The organism is Pseudoalteromonas sp. bablab_jr010 (genome assembly GCF_016464105.1).
GTDB lineage: Bacteria > Pseudomonadota > Gammaproteobacteria > Enterobacterales > Alteromonadaceae > Pseudoalteromonas > Pseudoalteromonas simplex.
The window spans coordinates 1-15,405 of the sequence record NZ_JACDWV010000090.1; the positions used below are offsets into that span (position 1 = coordinate 1).

Here is a 15,405-nt window from a genome sequence, read left to right on the forward strand (position 1 = left end):
ATCTAAAAAGGAGGACATATCATCGAAGTGCTGAATTAGAGACATAAAAAATCCGATATTATTTCTAATATCGGATTTTGAAGCTATGAAAAGATCAGTCAAGTGATCATAAAAATATTCTTAACTGATCAGCATTACGCTAATTGATGCGGGCTTTTTATTTATGTATTAACTAAATAAACGCTCAAACCAGTTCTTATCTAAATCTGCTTCACATTTTTTAAGTTGAGCGCCATAGCGGCTTGCTCGATGTTTAACTTTATTTGCAACACTCATTAGCCACTTCTTACTTTTGTAAGTGCCTCGCTTATAGCCGCCCCACCCTTCGTGATAATTAAGGTACTGCGCATAGGCATCCCACTTTGATATACCATTTACTTTATGGGTTTTGTAAACGAACCAAGCCATAAAATCGATTGCATCGTCAAAATCATCTCTGTCTGCACCGCTATTACCTGTTTCGCGAATGTAATCAGACCATGTTGGGGTTTTTGCTTGTGAGTAGCCATATGCCGAGCTGGCACGGCCGATTGGAATTACCCACAAGAAGTACTCCATTGGCGGCGCTGCATCATGACGAAATGAACTTTCTTGATACATCATGCTCATCAGTACATGTTTTGGCGAGCCCCATTTTTCTTGTGCATCACGGGCATCGTAATACCAATCGGGTTTTTCTTCAAAAATTTTACAAATATCATGAGGTTGCTCAGGAGGAGCCGTTGCACAACCAGCCAATGATGCGGCCAGCGATAAAATAATTATACTTTTTTTCATTTTTTTATGGATCTCGCTGAACTTTTTCTCGTCAGGTCAGTCTGAACTTATGAATGCAGCAGTATAGCATTGTTTCATCCCTGAAGAATCTTTGACGCAGCCTCCCTAGGCTGCGTTTTTTTATGCCTACAACATACTAAGCTTTAGAAAAATAGTCATCTAAAAATGCAGTGAAAGATACACTGTCTGCCGCTTTAACTTCACGCTCTTTAAGCACCGAGTCAGCCGCTTGCTCTGCCAAAAATGCTTGATCATAAAATTGGTAATCTGCATCAAGGTGACTTTGCTTGTACTGCTGTGCAAGTGCTAAAGCGAAATGACCATTATCCTGGTTTTCATTTGCAAGTGCTGCTACATATCTACCAGAAAAGGTTTTACTAGGATCCTCGACCCAGGTTACCATTTCTTTTATAGTTTCAGAGTAATAGCTCACACCGTAAGCTTTATCCATGTACTGTGCTACTGGGTGTAATTTATCAAAAATAGCATGCGCCCACTCAGTTAAGCTAGTAGCCCGCCCCTCTTTTGTTAACATTAACTCTGGATCACGACCATCATTAACGACCGCATCTAAATTTGCAGTACTTAATTTTTGCTCTTTCCAATCCATTTCTGGAGATTCGCTTAATAGGCAATAGGTTAAGAAAACATCTAAGAAGCGAATTTGCTGTAGATCAATTCCAGTTTCACTAAACGGATTAACATCCAATGCACGTACTTCTATATATTCTATACCGCCACGTAACAACGCATCAGTCGGTGTTTCACCCGAAGCTGCATTACGCTTAGGACGAATTGGCGAGTAAAACTCGTTTTCGATTTGCAGTATGTTTTTGTTTAGCTGCTTTGGTTCGGCACTTTTATAATCATCAAGATGACCATACAAATCCGAAGATAAGTGGATTGCTTCTTTTAACCCAGCTACATATTCTTCTAATGAGTTATACATAACACGTAAAGACGATTGTGCACTATTTGTGTAGCCAAGATTTCCCAGACGTAGTGCTGTACCGACTTCTAAATAAAGCGTGCCTTTACCTAATTTTTTAAAGGGTAAATCTGTTTCACGCCCTTGTAGAAACGAATTACACAAAGCCGGTGAAGCACCAAACAAATAACTGATAAGCCAAAGTTCACGCTTAAAATTGCGGATCAGACCTAAATAACCTTGTGATATAAAGTCCGACAAGCTTACTTTACTTTCATTTAGCTGATATAAGCTCTGCCATAAGGTTTCAGGAAATGAAATATTAAAGTGAACACCAGCAATCGCTTGCATCATACTGCCATAACGATTTTTAAGGCCTTCACGATAAAGTGTTTTCATACGCCCTATATTTGAATCACCAAACTGCGCCAATACAATGTCGTCTTGATGCTCAATAAAACATGGCATACTAATCGGCCATAGAAGTTCATCATTCATATGTGACAATGTGAACTTTTGTAAGTCTTTTAGCTGGGCTAGGGTTTGCTCAGCTGATGTGCTCACTGGAGTGATAAATTCTAGCAAAGATTCAGAAAAGTCAGTCGTGATATGCTCATTAGTTAACGCACTCCCAACGCCTTTTGGATGCCCCAGCTTTGATATGTGACCACTTGGTTTGATCCTTAAAGCTTCTCGCTCGATACCACGTTTAATCCCATTAATTGCGTTAGGAAATTGAGCTGTTAACGCTGCTAGCGTTTTATTTAAATCATGTTTTATCAAAAATGCTTCCTCGAGCCAGGTGGCTTTAATCCTAAGTGTATGGGGGCTAAAAATAATTACTCAAGAGCCAATTATAAGTTTCTGAAAAGTCCTTACACTGAAAGTTAATCTTGCCACTGTAAGTCATATTATACAATTGCTTTAGTGACCGCTGTGACGAGTATAAATTTTATTAGTGCAAACAAAGACCGAAACAAGATAACAATTCTTTCATCCAATACTAAAGAACTAGAGCAACCATATTTTTTCTGCTTCGTTATTGTTCTAGATCAATTCTCTTAAACAATTTTTAAAAGTTTAACAAAGATCAATCTTCAAGCTCTTCCCTTACATTTTTCTGAGTTTATAATCCGCGCACCATAAAAAAGTATATTTCAAGGACTCATATGCGTCGTGGGCAAGAAATCATTAATCAGGAAGTAACATACTCTGACAATCAAGAGCTTGTCTCTACCACTGACTTACGTGGTGTTATCACATACGTAAATAAGGAATTTTGTGCTATTGCTGGTTACAGCGAAGAAGAACTCCTCGGAAAAAACCATAACATAGTACGCCACCCAGATATGCCTAAAGCGGCATTTAAAGAGATGTGGGAAAAACTAAAACAAGGTCACTCTTGGCGTGGCATGGTGAAGAACCGCTGCAAAGATGGTCGCTACTATTGGGTCGATGCGTTCGTAACGCCAATTTACGAACATGGGCAGTTAGTTGGCTATCAATCTGTACGTACCAAACCAACTGAGCAATTAAAGAGTCGTGCAAAAGCGCTCTACACTAAAATTAATGATGGTAAATCAATCGCATCATTGCGTGAGAATATTTCACTAAGACAAATAGTGTCTGCGATTTTATTAGTTGCAGGTATTGTTGCTTTAGCTGTGGCCGCGTCATGGATGATTGCTTTAGCCGCATGTGCGCTTATAGCGCTACTTTTTGCTCTAAATTATGACGAACTGGTTGTTACGCCTAGCCATTTAAAGCAGCAACGTGCAGAGTTTGATTCAGTATCAAGGTATGTCTATTCAGGATCACATCCATTTAGCATTGCTGCCTTTAATCAGCAAATGCTGTTTGCAAAGCTCAGAACGGTGCTCGGTCGTGTTAAAGACTCTACTTACTCGTTTAAAAATATTGCCACCAGCTTAGATAAACAATCGTCACTAACTGAGCAAGGCATTGCTGCACAAAGTCAACGTTTGAGTGATATTGCCACTGCAATGACGCAAATGAGCGCAACGATTGGCGAAATTTCTGCTAATACTCATCATACAGCTGATAAGGTTAAGACAACTTATCAAAGCTGTAACGATATCAAACTGCATATTGAAGATAACAGTAGCATGGTGTCTGATCTAGCTAACCAAGTAGAGCAAGCTGCCACTACTGCTAACTCTCTTGCTAGTGAAGCTGACAAAATAGGCCAAGTAATGAGTGAGATTGAAGGCATTGCTGAACAAACAAACTTATTAGCGCTGAATGCCGCCATTGAAGCAGCACGTGCCGGTGAGCATGGCCGTGGTTTTGCGGTTGTAGCAGATGAAGTACGCGCACTTTCTTCACGTACTCAAAATGCGACAGCACAAATACACAGCTCAATTAAAGAAATTCAAGATACTTTATTTAGCTGGTCTAAAGTGATGCAATCAACTAAAGCGCAAGCAGATAGTTGTGTTGATACGACTGCTCACACTCAAACTGAGCTAGCGAGCATCTTCGCGCAAATTGATGAAATATCAGGCCTTGCGACTGAGATATCGACGGCTGCTGAGGAACAACAAGTTGTCAGCACCGATATTCGCGAAAATGTAGAAAGCATAAAAGGACACAGCGAAGAGAACTTAAAGCTTAGCTACAATGTGGCTAAAGATGCAGCGGGGCTTGTTGAAGGCTCACGCAAAGTTAACGATATGCTGTTAACCTTTAAAGTTTAAAGCTGATTAATACAAAAAAGCCGCATCATAAATGATGCGGCTTTTGTTTTTTAGGCAAATTAGCGACTCGAGAAAACAAGTCCATTCTCATCAGCATCAATATGAATGATGGCACCTGGCTGGTAATCACCACCTAATAATCGCTGTGCTAATGGGTTTTCAATGGTATGTTGAATAGCACGTTTTAAAGGCCTTGCACCATACACAGGATCAAAACCACTTTCAGCGATGCGGTCTAAAGCTGCATCTGTAACTTCAAGAATGTAGCCTTTTTCAGTTAATCGCTCACGTAGCTTACTTAACTGAATATCAGCAATTTCTTTAATGTGCTCATTAGCAAGTGGGTGGAATACCACGGTTTCGTCGATGCGGTTAATAAACTCAGGGCGGAACTGACTGACCAATACACCCATCACTTTTTCTTTCAACCCGGCATAATCATTTGAACCCGCTTGCTCTTGGATAATATCTGAACCCAAGTTAGAGGTCATGATGATCACCGTATTTTTAAAATCAACGGTGCGACCCTGACCATCTGTTAAGCGGCCATCATCAAGCACTTGCAGTAAGATGTTAAATACATCAGGGTGCGCTTTTTCGACCTCATCCAATAAAATGACTGAATACGGACGACGGCGTACAGCTTCAGTTAAATAGCCGCCCTCTTCATAGCCAACATAACCCGGAGGTGCACCGACTAAACGTGCCACCGAGTGTTTCTCCATAAACTCCGACATATCAATGCGCACCATGGCATCTTCAGTGTCAAACATAAAGCTGGCTAGTGCTTTTGTCAGCTCAGTTTTACCCACCCCTGTTGGGCCTAAGAATAGAAATGAACCGATTGGGCGATTTGGATCAGCAAGCCCAGCGCGAGAGCGACGAATTGCATTCGCAACAGCGACAACGGCTTCATCTTGACCAATCACTTTGTGATGTAATTGATCTTCCATTTGCAGTAGCTTTTCACGTTCGCTTTGCAGCATTTTCGATACCGGAATACCTGTCCAACGCGATAAAATCTCCGCAATTTCGTCTTCACCTACTTGGTTTTTAAGCAAGCTCATTTCTTGCATTTCAGCTTGCGAAGCAAGGTCGAGTTTACGCTCAAGCTCAGGTATACGACCATACTGTAGTTCAGACATGCGCTGTAAATCACTAGCACGACGTGCCACTTCTAAATCAAGGCGCGCTTGCTCAAGCTCAGCTTTAATAACTTGCGTGCCTTGCAATGAGGCCTTCTCGGCATTCCACACTTCGTCTAGCTCGCGGTATTGTGCTTCAAGTTCAGTGATCAGCTCTTGCATTTCGGTGCGGCGCTTTTGACTCGCTTCGTCTTTTTCTTTCGCCAGCGCATTGTCTTCCAGTTTTAACTGAATAATACGACGTTCTAGCTTATCTAAAGACTCTGGTTTTGAGTCAATTTGCAAACGAATTGAAGAACCCGCTTCGTCAATTAAATCTATTGCCTTATCTGGTAATTGGCGATCGCTGATGTAACGGTGCGACAACTGCGCCGCAGCAACAATAGCCGGATCGGTAATATCAACTGAGTGATGCAGCTCATAACGCTCTTTTAAACCACGTAAAATCGCAATGGTGTCTTCAACCGATGGTTCATCAACAAACACTTTTTGGAAACGACGCTCAAGTGCCGCATCTTTTTCGATGTATTGACGATACTCATCAAGGGTTGTGGCACCCACGCAATGTAACTCACCACGGGCAAGTGCAGGCTTTAACATATTACCCGCATCCATTGCACCGTCTGTTTTACCTGCGCCTACCATAGTATGAATTTCATCAATAAAAAGGATGACTTGACCTTCTTCTTTGGCAAGTTCATTCAATACTGATTTTAAACGCTCTTCAAATTCACCACGGTATTTAGCACCCGCAACCAAAGCACCTAAATCAAGCGATAATACTCGCTTGTTTTTTAAGCCTTCAGGTACTTCTCCATTGATAATTCGTTGCGCAAGGCCTTCGGCAATTGCCGTTTTACCTACACCCGGCTCACCAATTAACACCGGATTATTTTTAGTACGGCGTTGTAATACTTGGATAGTACGACGAATTTCGTCATCACGGCCAATAACGGGGTCAAGCTTACCTTGCTCTGCTCGCTCAGTTAAATCGATGGTGAATTTTTTTAATGCCTGACGAGTTTCTTCAGCATTTGGATCTTCTACTTTTTGGCCGCCACGAATGGCTTCAATTGCAGATTCTATCTTGCTAGAAGTAATATTCAGCGCTTTAAAAATCTCGCCTAAAGGGCCTTTATCATCACACGCGGCAAGAACAAACAACTCACTCGAAATGAATTTATCTTTTCGTTTTTGAGCATATTTATCGCATAAGTTAATTAACGAAATCAGGTTATTTGACAGCTGAACATCGCCACCAATACCTTCAACTTTAAACAGTTTTTCGATTTCTTGGGATAACTTGGTATTTAATTCGTCAGCACTCACACCTGCTTGTGCAAGTAGCGCACGCACGCTTGAACCATTTTGCTGAAGCAATGAATACATTAAATGCACAGGCTCAATAAATTGATGATCGCGCCCAAGTGCTAATGACTGCGCATCTGAAAGCGCAGATTGAAATTTACTTGTAAATCTATCTAAACGCATAAGGGTTTACCTATTAAAAAATCTAATTGCTTAATTAATGGGTATGCTTAGTGATTTGTTCAAGTAAAAGAAGAAAATTTAATCGTATAAAATGCGTATAAAGGCGTATTAATTGCGCCAGATCAAGCTAGCCATTCGGCCTGTTTGTCCGTCGCGGCGATAAGAGAAAAACTGTGATTTATCAGTGACAGTACAGTACTCACCACCATATATTTTAACCACGCCTAATTGTGCCAGTTGCTGACGTGCCAGTAAGTAGATATCAGCCATGTATTTTTCATGTTTGGCTGTAAAGGCTTGTTGATGCACAGGGTTTTGTAAGCAAAAGCTATCTTTAACGTCTTGCCCGACTTCAAATTGCGAAGGACCAATAGCAGGGCCTAACCAAGCAATAATATCGTTTGCTGGCGCTTGAAAATGCGAAACCGTGTTTGCCAATATAGCTTGCGCTAAACCACGCCAGCCACCATGTACAGCTGCGACTTCATCCCCTGAACTCGAGCAAAGTAATACCGGCAAACAGTCTGCGGTCATTATTGCAAGAGGCTGCTTCACTAAACGGGTGTAAAGCGCATCAGCAGCGCGTACTTGGCTTAAGTCAGACTTTTCATCAATCACGATTACATCACTGCTATGTGTTTGGTTTAACCACACAGCAGGGTTTGGCAGCTGATTTGTAAGTAACGCGCGATTTGCAAGCACTGCTTGCTCATCATCACCAACATGTAAACCCACATTAAAACTATCAAAGGGTGCAACTGATACACCGCCCTCTCGGGTCGTACTCAGTGCACTAACAGTGTTTGGGGCAGTCCATGCTGGTGTGATCATAACGCTTAAAACTCAATATTTGGGTTTGCTTTAGTATCAGCGCGTAATGCTTCTGTCATAGCTGCCATATCATCTGGAATAGGGGCTTGCCAAGTCATTAACTCACCCGTAATTGGGTGTGCAATTGATAGTTTTACAGCATGTAATGCTTGGCGTTTAAAGTCGCGTAGCATTTGAAACAACTCTGGCGTCGCGCCTTTAGGCGGGCGCGGACGACCACCATAAAGTTGATCGCCAACTAATGGGTGATTTAAATAAGCCATGTGTACACGGATTTGGTGTGTACGACCTGTTTCTAGACGTAAACGTAAGCGTGTATGTGCTCTAAACTTTTCTGCAACACGGTAATGCGTAACCGCTGGTTTGCCCATTTCATGAACGGCCATGTGGGTACGTTTTGTTGCATGACGACCAATTGGTTTTTCAACCATGCCACCAGCAGTCATTGTGCCATTACAAATTGCTTCGTATTCACGAGTGAAGTTTTCACGCTTTTGTAACGAAGACACTAAATGTGTTTGTGCCGGAATAGTTTTCGCCACTACCATTAAACCTGTGGTGTCTTTATCTAGACGATGCACAATACCCGCACGAGGCACATTAATGATGTCTGGGTAATGGTGTAGCAACGCATTTAATACCGTGCCATCTGGGTTACCCGCACCTGGATGAACGACTAATCCCATTGGTTTATTAATTACCAAAATATCATCGTCTTCATAAACGATGTTTAATTTGATATTTTGTGCCTCATATTCACGAGGGGCTTCGATGGTTGTTTCTACACTCACCATTTCGCCACCGAGTAGTTTTTCGCGCGGCGTGTTTAATATTTCGCCGTTTACAGTGATTTTATCATCCAAAATCCACGTTTTTATACGTGATCGAGAATAATCAGGGAACAATTGCGCTAATACTTGGTCTAGACGTTTACCGCCAAGGTCAATTGGAACCTCGGCTTGGAGAGAAATTTGCTCTGACATTAGTAACTTTACCCAATTTACCAGTGCAAGCTGTGCTCGACTGGGTTAGAATCGCTTTAATATAATACGTATAGTTTACTCGGTTTTCCTCACTTGGCCTAGCCGAAGACATCGAAGGTAAGAAATAAAATGATAAATAAAATAGGGAAACGTGCGTTCGCCATAGTTTTTTCAGTATCTGTACTTGGCTTAGGTGCCTGTTCATCAGCACCCGATCAAGAAGATATCCAACGCGTTCCTAATAAATCTGCGCAAGCTTTATATGAAGATGCAAAACAAACATTAGATTCTGGCTTATATGCGCGTGCAATTGAGCTATTAAGTGCGATTGATTCTCGCTACCCTTTTGGTCCTTTATCAAAACAAGTACAAATGGACTTAGTGTATGCGCATTATCAAGCAGGTAATACTGAGCAAGCACTCGCAACAATCGACCGTTTTATTCGCTTAAACCCAAACCACAAAGATTTAGATTACATGTACTACATGCGTGGCTTGGTAAACATCAAAGCCGATGAAAACGCATTCCAAGAGTATTTTGGTGTAGACCGTGCCGACAGAGATGCAAACCGTACTCGTGTCGCATTTACTGATTTATCAACGCTTTTAAAACGTTTTCCTAACAGTGCTTATGCACCAGAAGCAAAAAAGCGTTTAGTATGGTTACTTAATAAAATGGCGCGCTACGAGTTAAAAGTTGCCGAATACTACTATGAGCGAGAGGCGTACCTTGCTGCAGCAAACCGTGGTAAATACGTGGTTGAACACTACTCACAAAGCAGCTACCTTGATCAAGCGCTTGAGATCATGGAAAAAAGCTACAACAAACTTGGCTTACCTGAGCTAAGTGAACATGCTAAAGCAACACGTGAAGCTAATAAGCGTTAAAAATAAACTAAAAGCAAAAAAGGCGCCTAAGGCGCCTAAGGCGCCTTTTTTAATATTTGCGATCGAATATACCCAAACCACCTCAAGGTGCGAGTTTCAGTTGGAATTAAATCGCGTCTTCATCTTCTTCAGCGGTACGAATACGTACGACACGCTCAACGTCAGTGACAAAGATTTTACCGTCACCAATTTTACCTGTTTGCGATGTTTTAACGATAACATCGATAGCACGGTCAACATCTTCATCGCTTAATACGATATCTAATTTTACCTTAGGTAAAAAGTCCACCATATACTCAGCACCGCGATAAAGCTCGGTGTGTCCTTTTTGACGGCCAAAGCCTTTTACTTCGCTTACCGTCATACCTGTGATGCCCACATCTGATAATGCTTCGCGCACATCATCAAGCTTAAATGGTTTAATAATTGCTTCGATTTTTTTCATTTTCGGGTTACTTATTATTTCTCGATTGCGTCGATTTTAGACAATCCCATTGCTGATGGCAAACAAAGCTATGAATTACGGTGATTAAATCAGCAATCATGATATTATTAAACAAAGTGATTCAAAATAGAGACAACAATGAAATCATTGCAACAGGGTTTTACATTATTGGAGTTAATGGTCACGATTGCTATCGTAGGTATTATTGCAACTATTGCGATCTGGGATAGCTCAGACCTACTAGAAAATGATAGAGCGGAAAGCTATTTGCAAGAGCTTAAACGCAATTTAAGTTTTGCCAGAGCAAAAGCTACTACTAGCGATGCTGTTGTGGTTGTTTGTAGTGGAAACACGTCAAGAATTGAAAGAAATAGACGAGTCCCATGCTTAAACGATTGGAGTCAAGGCACTTTATTCGTATTTTTCGATTCGAATCAAAATGGTATATACAACCCAAGAGTTGGCGATATCATTTTAAGGGTAATGGAAGAAATACCTGATAATAGTCAGTTAGCATTTTCAGGGGATCGCTCTTTAATATTCGATACCAGCGGTATGCTCACTTCAAACGCAGGAAAATTCACTTACTGCCCTTCTAAAGCTAATGATGATAACAATAAACAACTTGAGATTTTAAAATCTGGTACTGCTTTATATATTGGTACTACGACAGATGTCTGTAATTAAGCTTGGTAAATTGACAGCCCACACTCTCGAATTATAGTTAAATAAACAGTCGCAATTTTGGAGTCTTCAAGGATGAAGGCATTTACAACTCTGCGCAGCCTCAATGGAGCGACGTTAATTGAAAGCCTAATAGTGTTATCAATTTTATCACTCCTGCTGCATTTCGTCTTATTTGAATATAAGCCACTTCTGGCCAAAAACCGTTTAGAAAGCAACATGCAAACGGTGAAAAGAGCGCTGCAGTTTACTCGCCTAAAAGCGCAAACAAATGATGCCTATGTCACCTTCTGCGCCTTAAAACACAACAGATGCAACAAAGCTATATGGCACAAATCGTTAACCGTTTTTGTAGACAGAGGCGTGCTAGGTGTATTTGAAAGTGGTGATACCAAGTTAATGGAAATCGAAGCGATTAATAAATTTGATATGCTGACTTATCCGCGTCATTCAGTCACATTTAGCCCAGCAGGTATGCCGATGGGGCTAGGTAATGGTACTTTTATCTACTGCCCTGAATATAGTAAAGCAAGCCTCAAAGGGCTTGCTATAAGCGTTAGTCCATTTGGACGGGTCAGGTTAATTGATACTGATAAATGCCAAACTGATAATTGATAAAGTCTATTTACCCCAACAGGTGCTTGAGTCAGCAGAACCTGTTGACGTTTTTAAACCCGTATCAGAAATAGACAATGTTTTACATTCGGCATCTTGTAACGGCGGTCCAGACTCAGGAGTTGCCTTAAATGTAAATGTACCTGCGTCATTATCTACCTCGACACTAATGGTATAAAAGTTATTTTCTGTAGTACTAGAAACACCTAAATCAGCAATTGTGCTTGTATATTCTCGATTATCGACAAAATACTGCTCTTGCTTATTAGCTGCATCTAATAACGAAGTAATTGCCTCAGTTCGAGCAGTACGTTTTACGTGCTCAAAATAACTAGGAATAGCAATGCTCGCGATAATCCCTAAAATTGCCACAGCAATCATAAGCTCTATTAAAGTAAAGCCCTTTTCACTAGTGTTTTGTATTTCATTCATTCTTTATAACCTTATAATCTGCTGAATCCAAACACGATTTCATCATAGGTTTAACACCTACTCAAAGCAACTGACAAGTCACTTATTTATAGCCGTGTTGCAATTAGGCTATTTTGAGCCATCATTAACTTCTCTTTTATAGATAAAGGTTTGTTGAGTTTTAAAGCCAAAACCAATAGGAACAGCGTCACTAACAAGCTTAATTTTACCGTCTTCAACAGTTATACCTGGGCCTAAGATTTCTTGAACCTTAAATGGGTTTTCTTGCCCCTTAATACCAGGTCCAATTGTTAGAAATTGACTTAACTCTTCGACTTTATCTTCAGTATCTTTAATGACATCTGGATTGTCAGGATCAGGTAAGTCATCACAATAGCCATTATTATTATTATCAACACAACTATTCCCCACGCCAAAATACAACTGAGGTGTGTCCGGAACATCATTGGAAGTAGTAAATTTCAGGCTATCGTAAACCTTTGTGCCATAGTGTAAATGAAAGGCATATACGCTTCCTGAGCCACCAGTTAACGAGCACTGGTTAGTTGTCTCGGTTGCAGAAGCAGGGGTATAGCTTGTGAAATAGGCAACCCCCCCTATAACTGTACTCGCAGCAAGTGATTTTTCTCCCACTGACGGAAGGTTATAATACCAGCCTTTATAGGCTCCAAGTTCAACTTCTAGCTTGGTAAATTTATCGACATTATCAAGCGCATTACCAAATGGATCTGAGTCCATATTCATTAAATCAGATTGAGTAATTACCTTAGGTACGTCACTACCTACAAAAGATTGAGTAACTGTATTAATATCTCGAATCATGAAAAGTTGATCCTTAGTTACTGTTGAAGTTGGCTTTGAACGATTACCACTGCCAACTAAAACTGCATCAAAGGGTGTATCTCGTCGAGAAAATACTTTTTTCCCATTAATAGTTGTTTCTGTGACCTTGCTGAACATAGTTCTTGCTATCAGCGGTTTGTAGAAAAAACGCCTATCTTGCGTACTCAAAGAACTGCCCAAACTTGCAAGTTTGAAGTGAGTCCAAGGACTATCAGAGCTATTTGGTTTTTCACTCGGCATATCTATTCGCCAAATATCACCACCTGTGTCAGTTGCATATAAACGGTCAACAAAGCCATCATAATCCGAATCAAGAACACTAACATCAGCCGCAATACTGTGCTTACCTTTAAAACCGTTTTCGGTTGGAGTTAGTGCCCAAATTTTATTTCCTGTTTGCGCATCAACAATATAGATCCCGCGGCCTTCGTTATCATCTGTTCGGATCACGTTATCCTTGTTAGTGTCGTAACCCGCACCAAAAATCAATACAGGGCGGTTTTTATAGCCTTCCATATTAATATAGGTAACCGTAGGCTTAGACCAAGTTTGACCTAACTCTTTGAAGTCACCGGAACCACCTTCAATAGGTTGATTCCACAGTAAACTTGGTGAGTCGGGGTTTGTAATATCTAAGCCATAGTAATAATTACCACCACGCCTCAAACCAAAAAATGCCCAAACACGATCACTTCCATTTACCACACCATCATTATTTTTGTCATCGAAAAATACAGATATTGGACCATCAACACCATATACTTTAGTGTTCGCTTGATTCTCTCGTAGCGGCTTAATTATTTTGTACAAGCTACTTGGAATAAATGCCCAGCTTTCTTTAAGAACGTCCTTTTTATCTTGGAAAAAGTGTAAAAAGCCTGCATTTGTACCAATTAAAATGCGAATGTCATCATTACCATAATCAATTGTAACGGGTTTAGAATGTAGCGGATCACCGAAAATATCTTGTCGCTGGTCCACTGATGAAGAATCTCCATCCTCGTTATCAACATCTATCCCGCGCGCCCAATCAATTGTTTTTTGTAATTGTGACTTATCAACCCCAAACAACTTCGCGGCTTTTTCATCGCCACCTAAGGCACTCGAAACATTTGCTTTTGTAAAATCTACTAGACTAGACTTACCCGCGTCTGTGTATAACTTTCGCGATGCTAGTTTAGTTAAATGTAGATTTACGCCACCACGTTGCACTGTATTTCCATCAGCTTCTTCATTAGTTGGTAGCCAGAACGTTCTCGCTTTATTAGAAATCAAACCATCTTCATTAAGTGCTGATTTACCTGTTGAATCAACAATTTGATCACCAGACACTTTTAATTTTTTCAAATTTCCACGCCAACGCGCACCCGTTTCAGGGTAAAACATAGCGTAGTAAATCGATTCGCGGCTACGGGTTTGATCAACATTGTTACTCGCGATTGACGGTGAAGTGAAACTATCATTTACTTCACGGATTTGGGTGATTGTATTTTTCAATGCCTCGGATAATTGCTCTGACGTATTCGCATGCAGGTACTGGCCACCGCCTAATCGAGCAGTTTCCGAAAGTAGAGTTTTACCGTTATTACTCATCCCACTACCAAAGCCGATGGTATATACACGCCCTGTTTCATGGATATCCGTTGTGGTTGGCCTTAAGTCGACTTCAACATCATCAGTGCCATGTATGATCTGAGCTAACTTGTGTAGAAGAACCCCTGCAATTTTATCGTCATTTGATAATGAGCTACCAAAATACGACTTATATAATGCGCTAATATTAGAGTCTTGCTCATTATCAGATCCTGCAGATGGGTCCCCATCTGTCATGTAGATAATATTAACGGAGTTATCACAGCGCTTTACTTCATCAGGATTATCAAATGGTGAAATATATGAGAAATTAGTGATGACTTCATTTTCCCAACGACACCCCCACCAGTAACATTTACGAACTCTGTTTGTTGTAGTTGATTTATTCTCTACGGAAGTATCACGTAAAAGCTCATTGACTTTTTCACCATAGAATAAGTTTTGCCCTGTAATATATAAGTATGCTTCCCACAAAGTTTCAGTCAGCGGCGTACCACCATCAGCAGGTAAATTGGCAATCGTCGTTTTCAACGTTGACATTGGCGAGCCAATACCAGCAAGTACATAACCACCTTCAGTACTATTAAAGCGCATTATGCCAAAATCAATATCATCGTTACCATCAACCAGTTTAGTAATAGCATCTTGTGCAACGCCTAACCGACTATCTGAACACGGGATATACAAACCATTTGAGAACCCACAACTGTTACCCGAACTAGTAGAAAAGGCCATACTTCCAGAAGTATCGAATACAATTAATACGCGAGGTTTCTCATCGAGATCAACATTATGATTTACATAAAGCTCTATATCTTCTGCTGAACTAGAAAAGCTAACCGCAGCAAAGGCACAAAGAAGTATCCTGTTTACTGTTTTACTAATTTTCATTACTTCTCCCGTCACCTTAATGCTATTAATTTAGCGATTAGCTTTGTTATTGCCGAACTTCTGCTTTGTGATTTTCTGCAGCAGTTGAAAACCTTAACAGTGCGATAAATTACAACACCCTTATGTTTGAGTTGCTGCAATA

The 15,405-nt window shown here is 40.6% G+C and carries 12 protein-coding genes; 4 read left to right on the forward strand and 8 right to left on the reverse strand.

Annotated features, from left to right (window positions below):
- Positions 1–168: 168 nt before the first annotated feature.
- Positions 169–777, reverse strand: a complete 609-nt coding sequence (locus JIG37_RS09560) for a hypothetical protein (protein WP_054551741.1) — start codon at positions 775–777, stop codon at positions 169–171.
- A 136-nt stretch (positions 778–913) separates the two neighbouring features.
- Positions 914–2,488 carry a glutamate--cysteine ligase gene (gshA, locus tag JIG37_RS09565; protein ID WP_199529252.1) on the reverse strand — a complete coding sequence of 525 codons (1,575 nt, stop codon included), beginning with the start codon at positions 2,486–2,488 and terminating at the stop codon, positions 914–916.
- A gap of 386 nt (positions 2,489–2,874) precedes the next feature.
- Here gshA and JIG37_RS09570 point away from each other — a divergent pair, with 386 nt between their 5' ends.
- On the forward strand, positions 2,875–4,422 hold the full coding sequence (locus tag JIG37_RS09570; protein ID WP_199529253.1) for a PAS domain-containing methyl-accepting chemotaxis protein: 1,548 nt from the start codon (positions 2,875–2,877) through the stop codon (positions 4,420–4,422).
- A gap of 59 nt (positions 4,423–4,481) precedes the next feature.
- Here the strand turns inward: JIG37_RS09570 and clpB are convergent, their stop codons facing one another.
- From clpB to rluD, 3 genes are all read right to left on the reverse strand, one after another.
- A complete protein-coding gene (gene clpB, locus JIG37_RS09575; RefSeq protein ID WP_199529254.1) occupies positions 4,482–7,058 on the reverse strand; it encodes an ATP-dependent chaperone ClpB in 2,577 nt (858 codons plus the stop codon).
- A gap of 108 nt (positions 7,059–7,166) precedes the next feature.
- On the reverse strand, positions 7,167–7,889 hold the full coding sequence (gene pgeF, locus JIG37_RS09580) for a peptidoglycan editing factor PgeF (RefSeq protein ID WP_199529255.1): 723 nt from the start codon (positions 7,887–7,889) through the stop codon (positions 7,167–7,169).
- A gap of 5 nt (positions 7,890–7,894) precedes the next feature.
- Complete coding sequence (gene rluD / locus JIG37_RS09585) at positions 7,895–8,872, reverse strand: 23S rRNA pseudouridine(1911/1915/1917) synthase RluD (RefSeq protein ID WP_199529256.1); 978 nt, start codon at positions 8,870–8,872, stop codon at positions 7,895–7,897.
- A gap of 129 nt (positions 8,873–9,001) precedes the next feature.
- Here rluD and JIG37_RS09590 point away from each other — a divergent pair, with 129 nt between their 5' ends.
- On the forward strand, positions 9,002–9,760 hold the full coding sequence (locus tag JIG37_RS09590) for an outer membrane protein assembly factor BamD (protein ID WP_054551747.1): 759 nt from the start codon (positions 9,002–9,004) through the stop codon (positions 9,758–9,760).
- A 106-nt stretch (positions 9,761–9,866) separates the two neighbouring features.
- On the opposite strand, the gene JIG37_RS09595 is transcribed toward JIG37_RS09590, so the two are convergent.
- Complete coding sequence (locus tag JIG37_RS09595) at positions 9,867–10,205, reverse strand: P-II family nitrogen regulator (protein ID WP_054551748.1); 339 nt, start codon at positions 10,203–10,205, stop codon at positions 9,867–9,869.
- Between the two features lie 138 nt (positions 10,206–10,343).
- On the opposite strand from JIG37_RS09595, the gene JIG37_RS09600 reads away from it, so the two are divergent.
- Together JIG37_RS09600 and JIG37_RS09605 are read left to right on the forward strand one after the other, a co-directional pair.
- On the forward strand, positions 10,344–10,892 hold the full coding sequence (locus JIG37_RS09600) for a GspH/FimT family pseudopilin (protein WP_199529257.1): 549 nt from the start codon (positions 10,344–10,346) through the stop codon (positions 10,890–10,892).
- Between the two features lie 72 nt (positions 10,893–10,964).
- Entirely contained in the window at positions 10,965–11,504 is a 540-nt protein-coding gene (locus JIG37_RS09605) for a GspH/FimT family protein (RefSeq protein WP_199529258.1), read from the forward strand.
- Positions 11,505–11,510: 6 nt separating this feature from the next.
- Here JIG37_RS09605 and JIG37_RS09610 read toward each other — a convergent pair whose 3' ends face one another.
- Together JIG37_RS09610 and JIG37_RS09615 are read right to left on the reverse strand one after the other, a co-directional pair.
- Complete coding sequence (locus tag JIG37_RS09610; protein ID WP_199529259.1) at positions 11,511–11,936, reverse strand: type IV pilin protein; 426 nt, start codon at positions 11,934–11,936, stop codon at positions 11,511–11,513.
- A 108-nt stretch (positions 11,937–12,044) separates the two neighbouring features.
- Complete coding sequence (locus JIG37_RS09615) at positions 12,045–15,263, reverse strand: PilC/PilY family type IV pilus protein (protein WP_199529260.1); 3,219 nt, start codon at positions 15,261–15,263, stop codon at positions 12,045–12,047.
- Positions 15,264–15,405 lie beyond the last annotated feature (142 nt).

Bases quoted from the DNA above. Each gene is read 5' to 3' on its own strand.
- JIG37_RS09560 (WP_054551741.1), bottom strand. From the start codon at position 777: ATGAAAAAAAGTATAATTATTTTATCGCTGGCCGCATCATTGGCTGGT.
- JIG37_RS09570 (WP_199529253.1), top strand. From the start codon at position 2,875: ATGCGTCGTGGGCAAGAAATCATTAATCAGGAAGTAACATACTCTGAC.
- clpB (WP_199529254.1), bottom strand. From the start codon at position 7,058: ATGCGTTTAGATAGATTTACAAGTAAATTTCAATCTGCGCTTTCAGAT.
- pgeF (WP_199529255.1), bottom strand. From the start codon at position 7,889: ATGATCACACCAGCATGGACTGCCCCAAACACTGTTAGTGCACTGAGT.
- rluD (WP_199529256.1), bottom strand. From the start codon at position 8,872: ATGTCAGAGCAAATTTCTCTCCAAGCCGAGGTTCCAATTGACCTTGGC.
- JIG37_RS09590 (WP_054551747.1), top strand. From the start codon at position 9,002: ATGATAAATAAAATAGGGAAACGTGCGTTCGCCATAGTTTTTTCAGTA.
- JIG37_RS09595 (WP_054551748.1), bottom strand. From the start codon at position 10,205: ATGAAAAAAATCGAAGCAATTATTAAACCATTTAAGCTTGATGATGTG.
- JIG37_RS09600 (WP_199529257.1), top strand. From the start codon at position 10,344: ATGAAATCATTGCAACAGGGTTTTACATTATTGGAGTTAATGGTCACG.
- JIG37_RS09605 (WP_199529258.1), top strand. From the start codon at position 10,965: ATGAAGGCATTTACAACTCTGCGCAGCCTCAATGGAGCGACGTTAATT.
- JIG37_RS09610 (WP_199529259.1), bottom strand. From the start codon at position 11,936: ATGAATGAAATACAAAACACTAGTGAAAAGGGCTTTACTTTAATAGAG.
- JIG37_RS09615 (WP_199529260.1), bottom strand. From the start codon at position 15,263: ATGAAAATTAGTAAAACAGTAAACAGGATACTTCTTTGTGCCTTTGCT.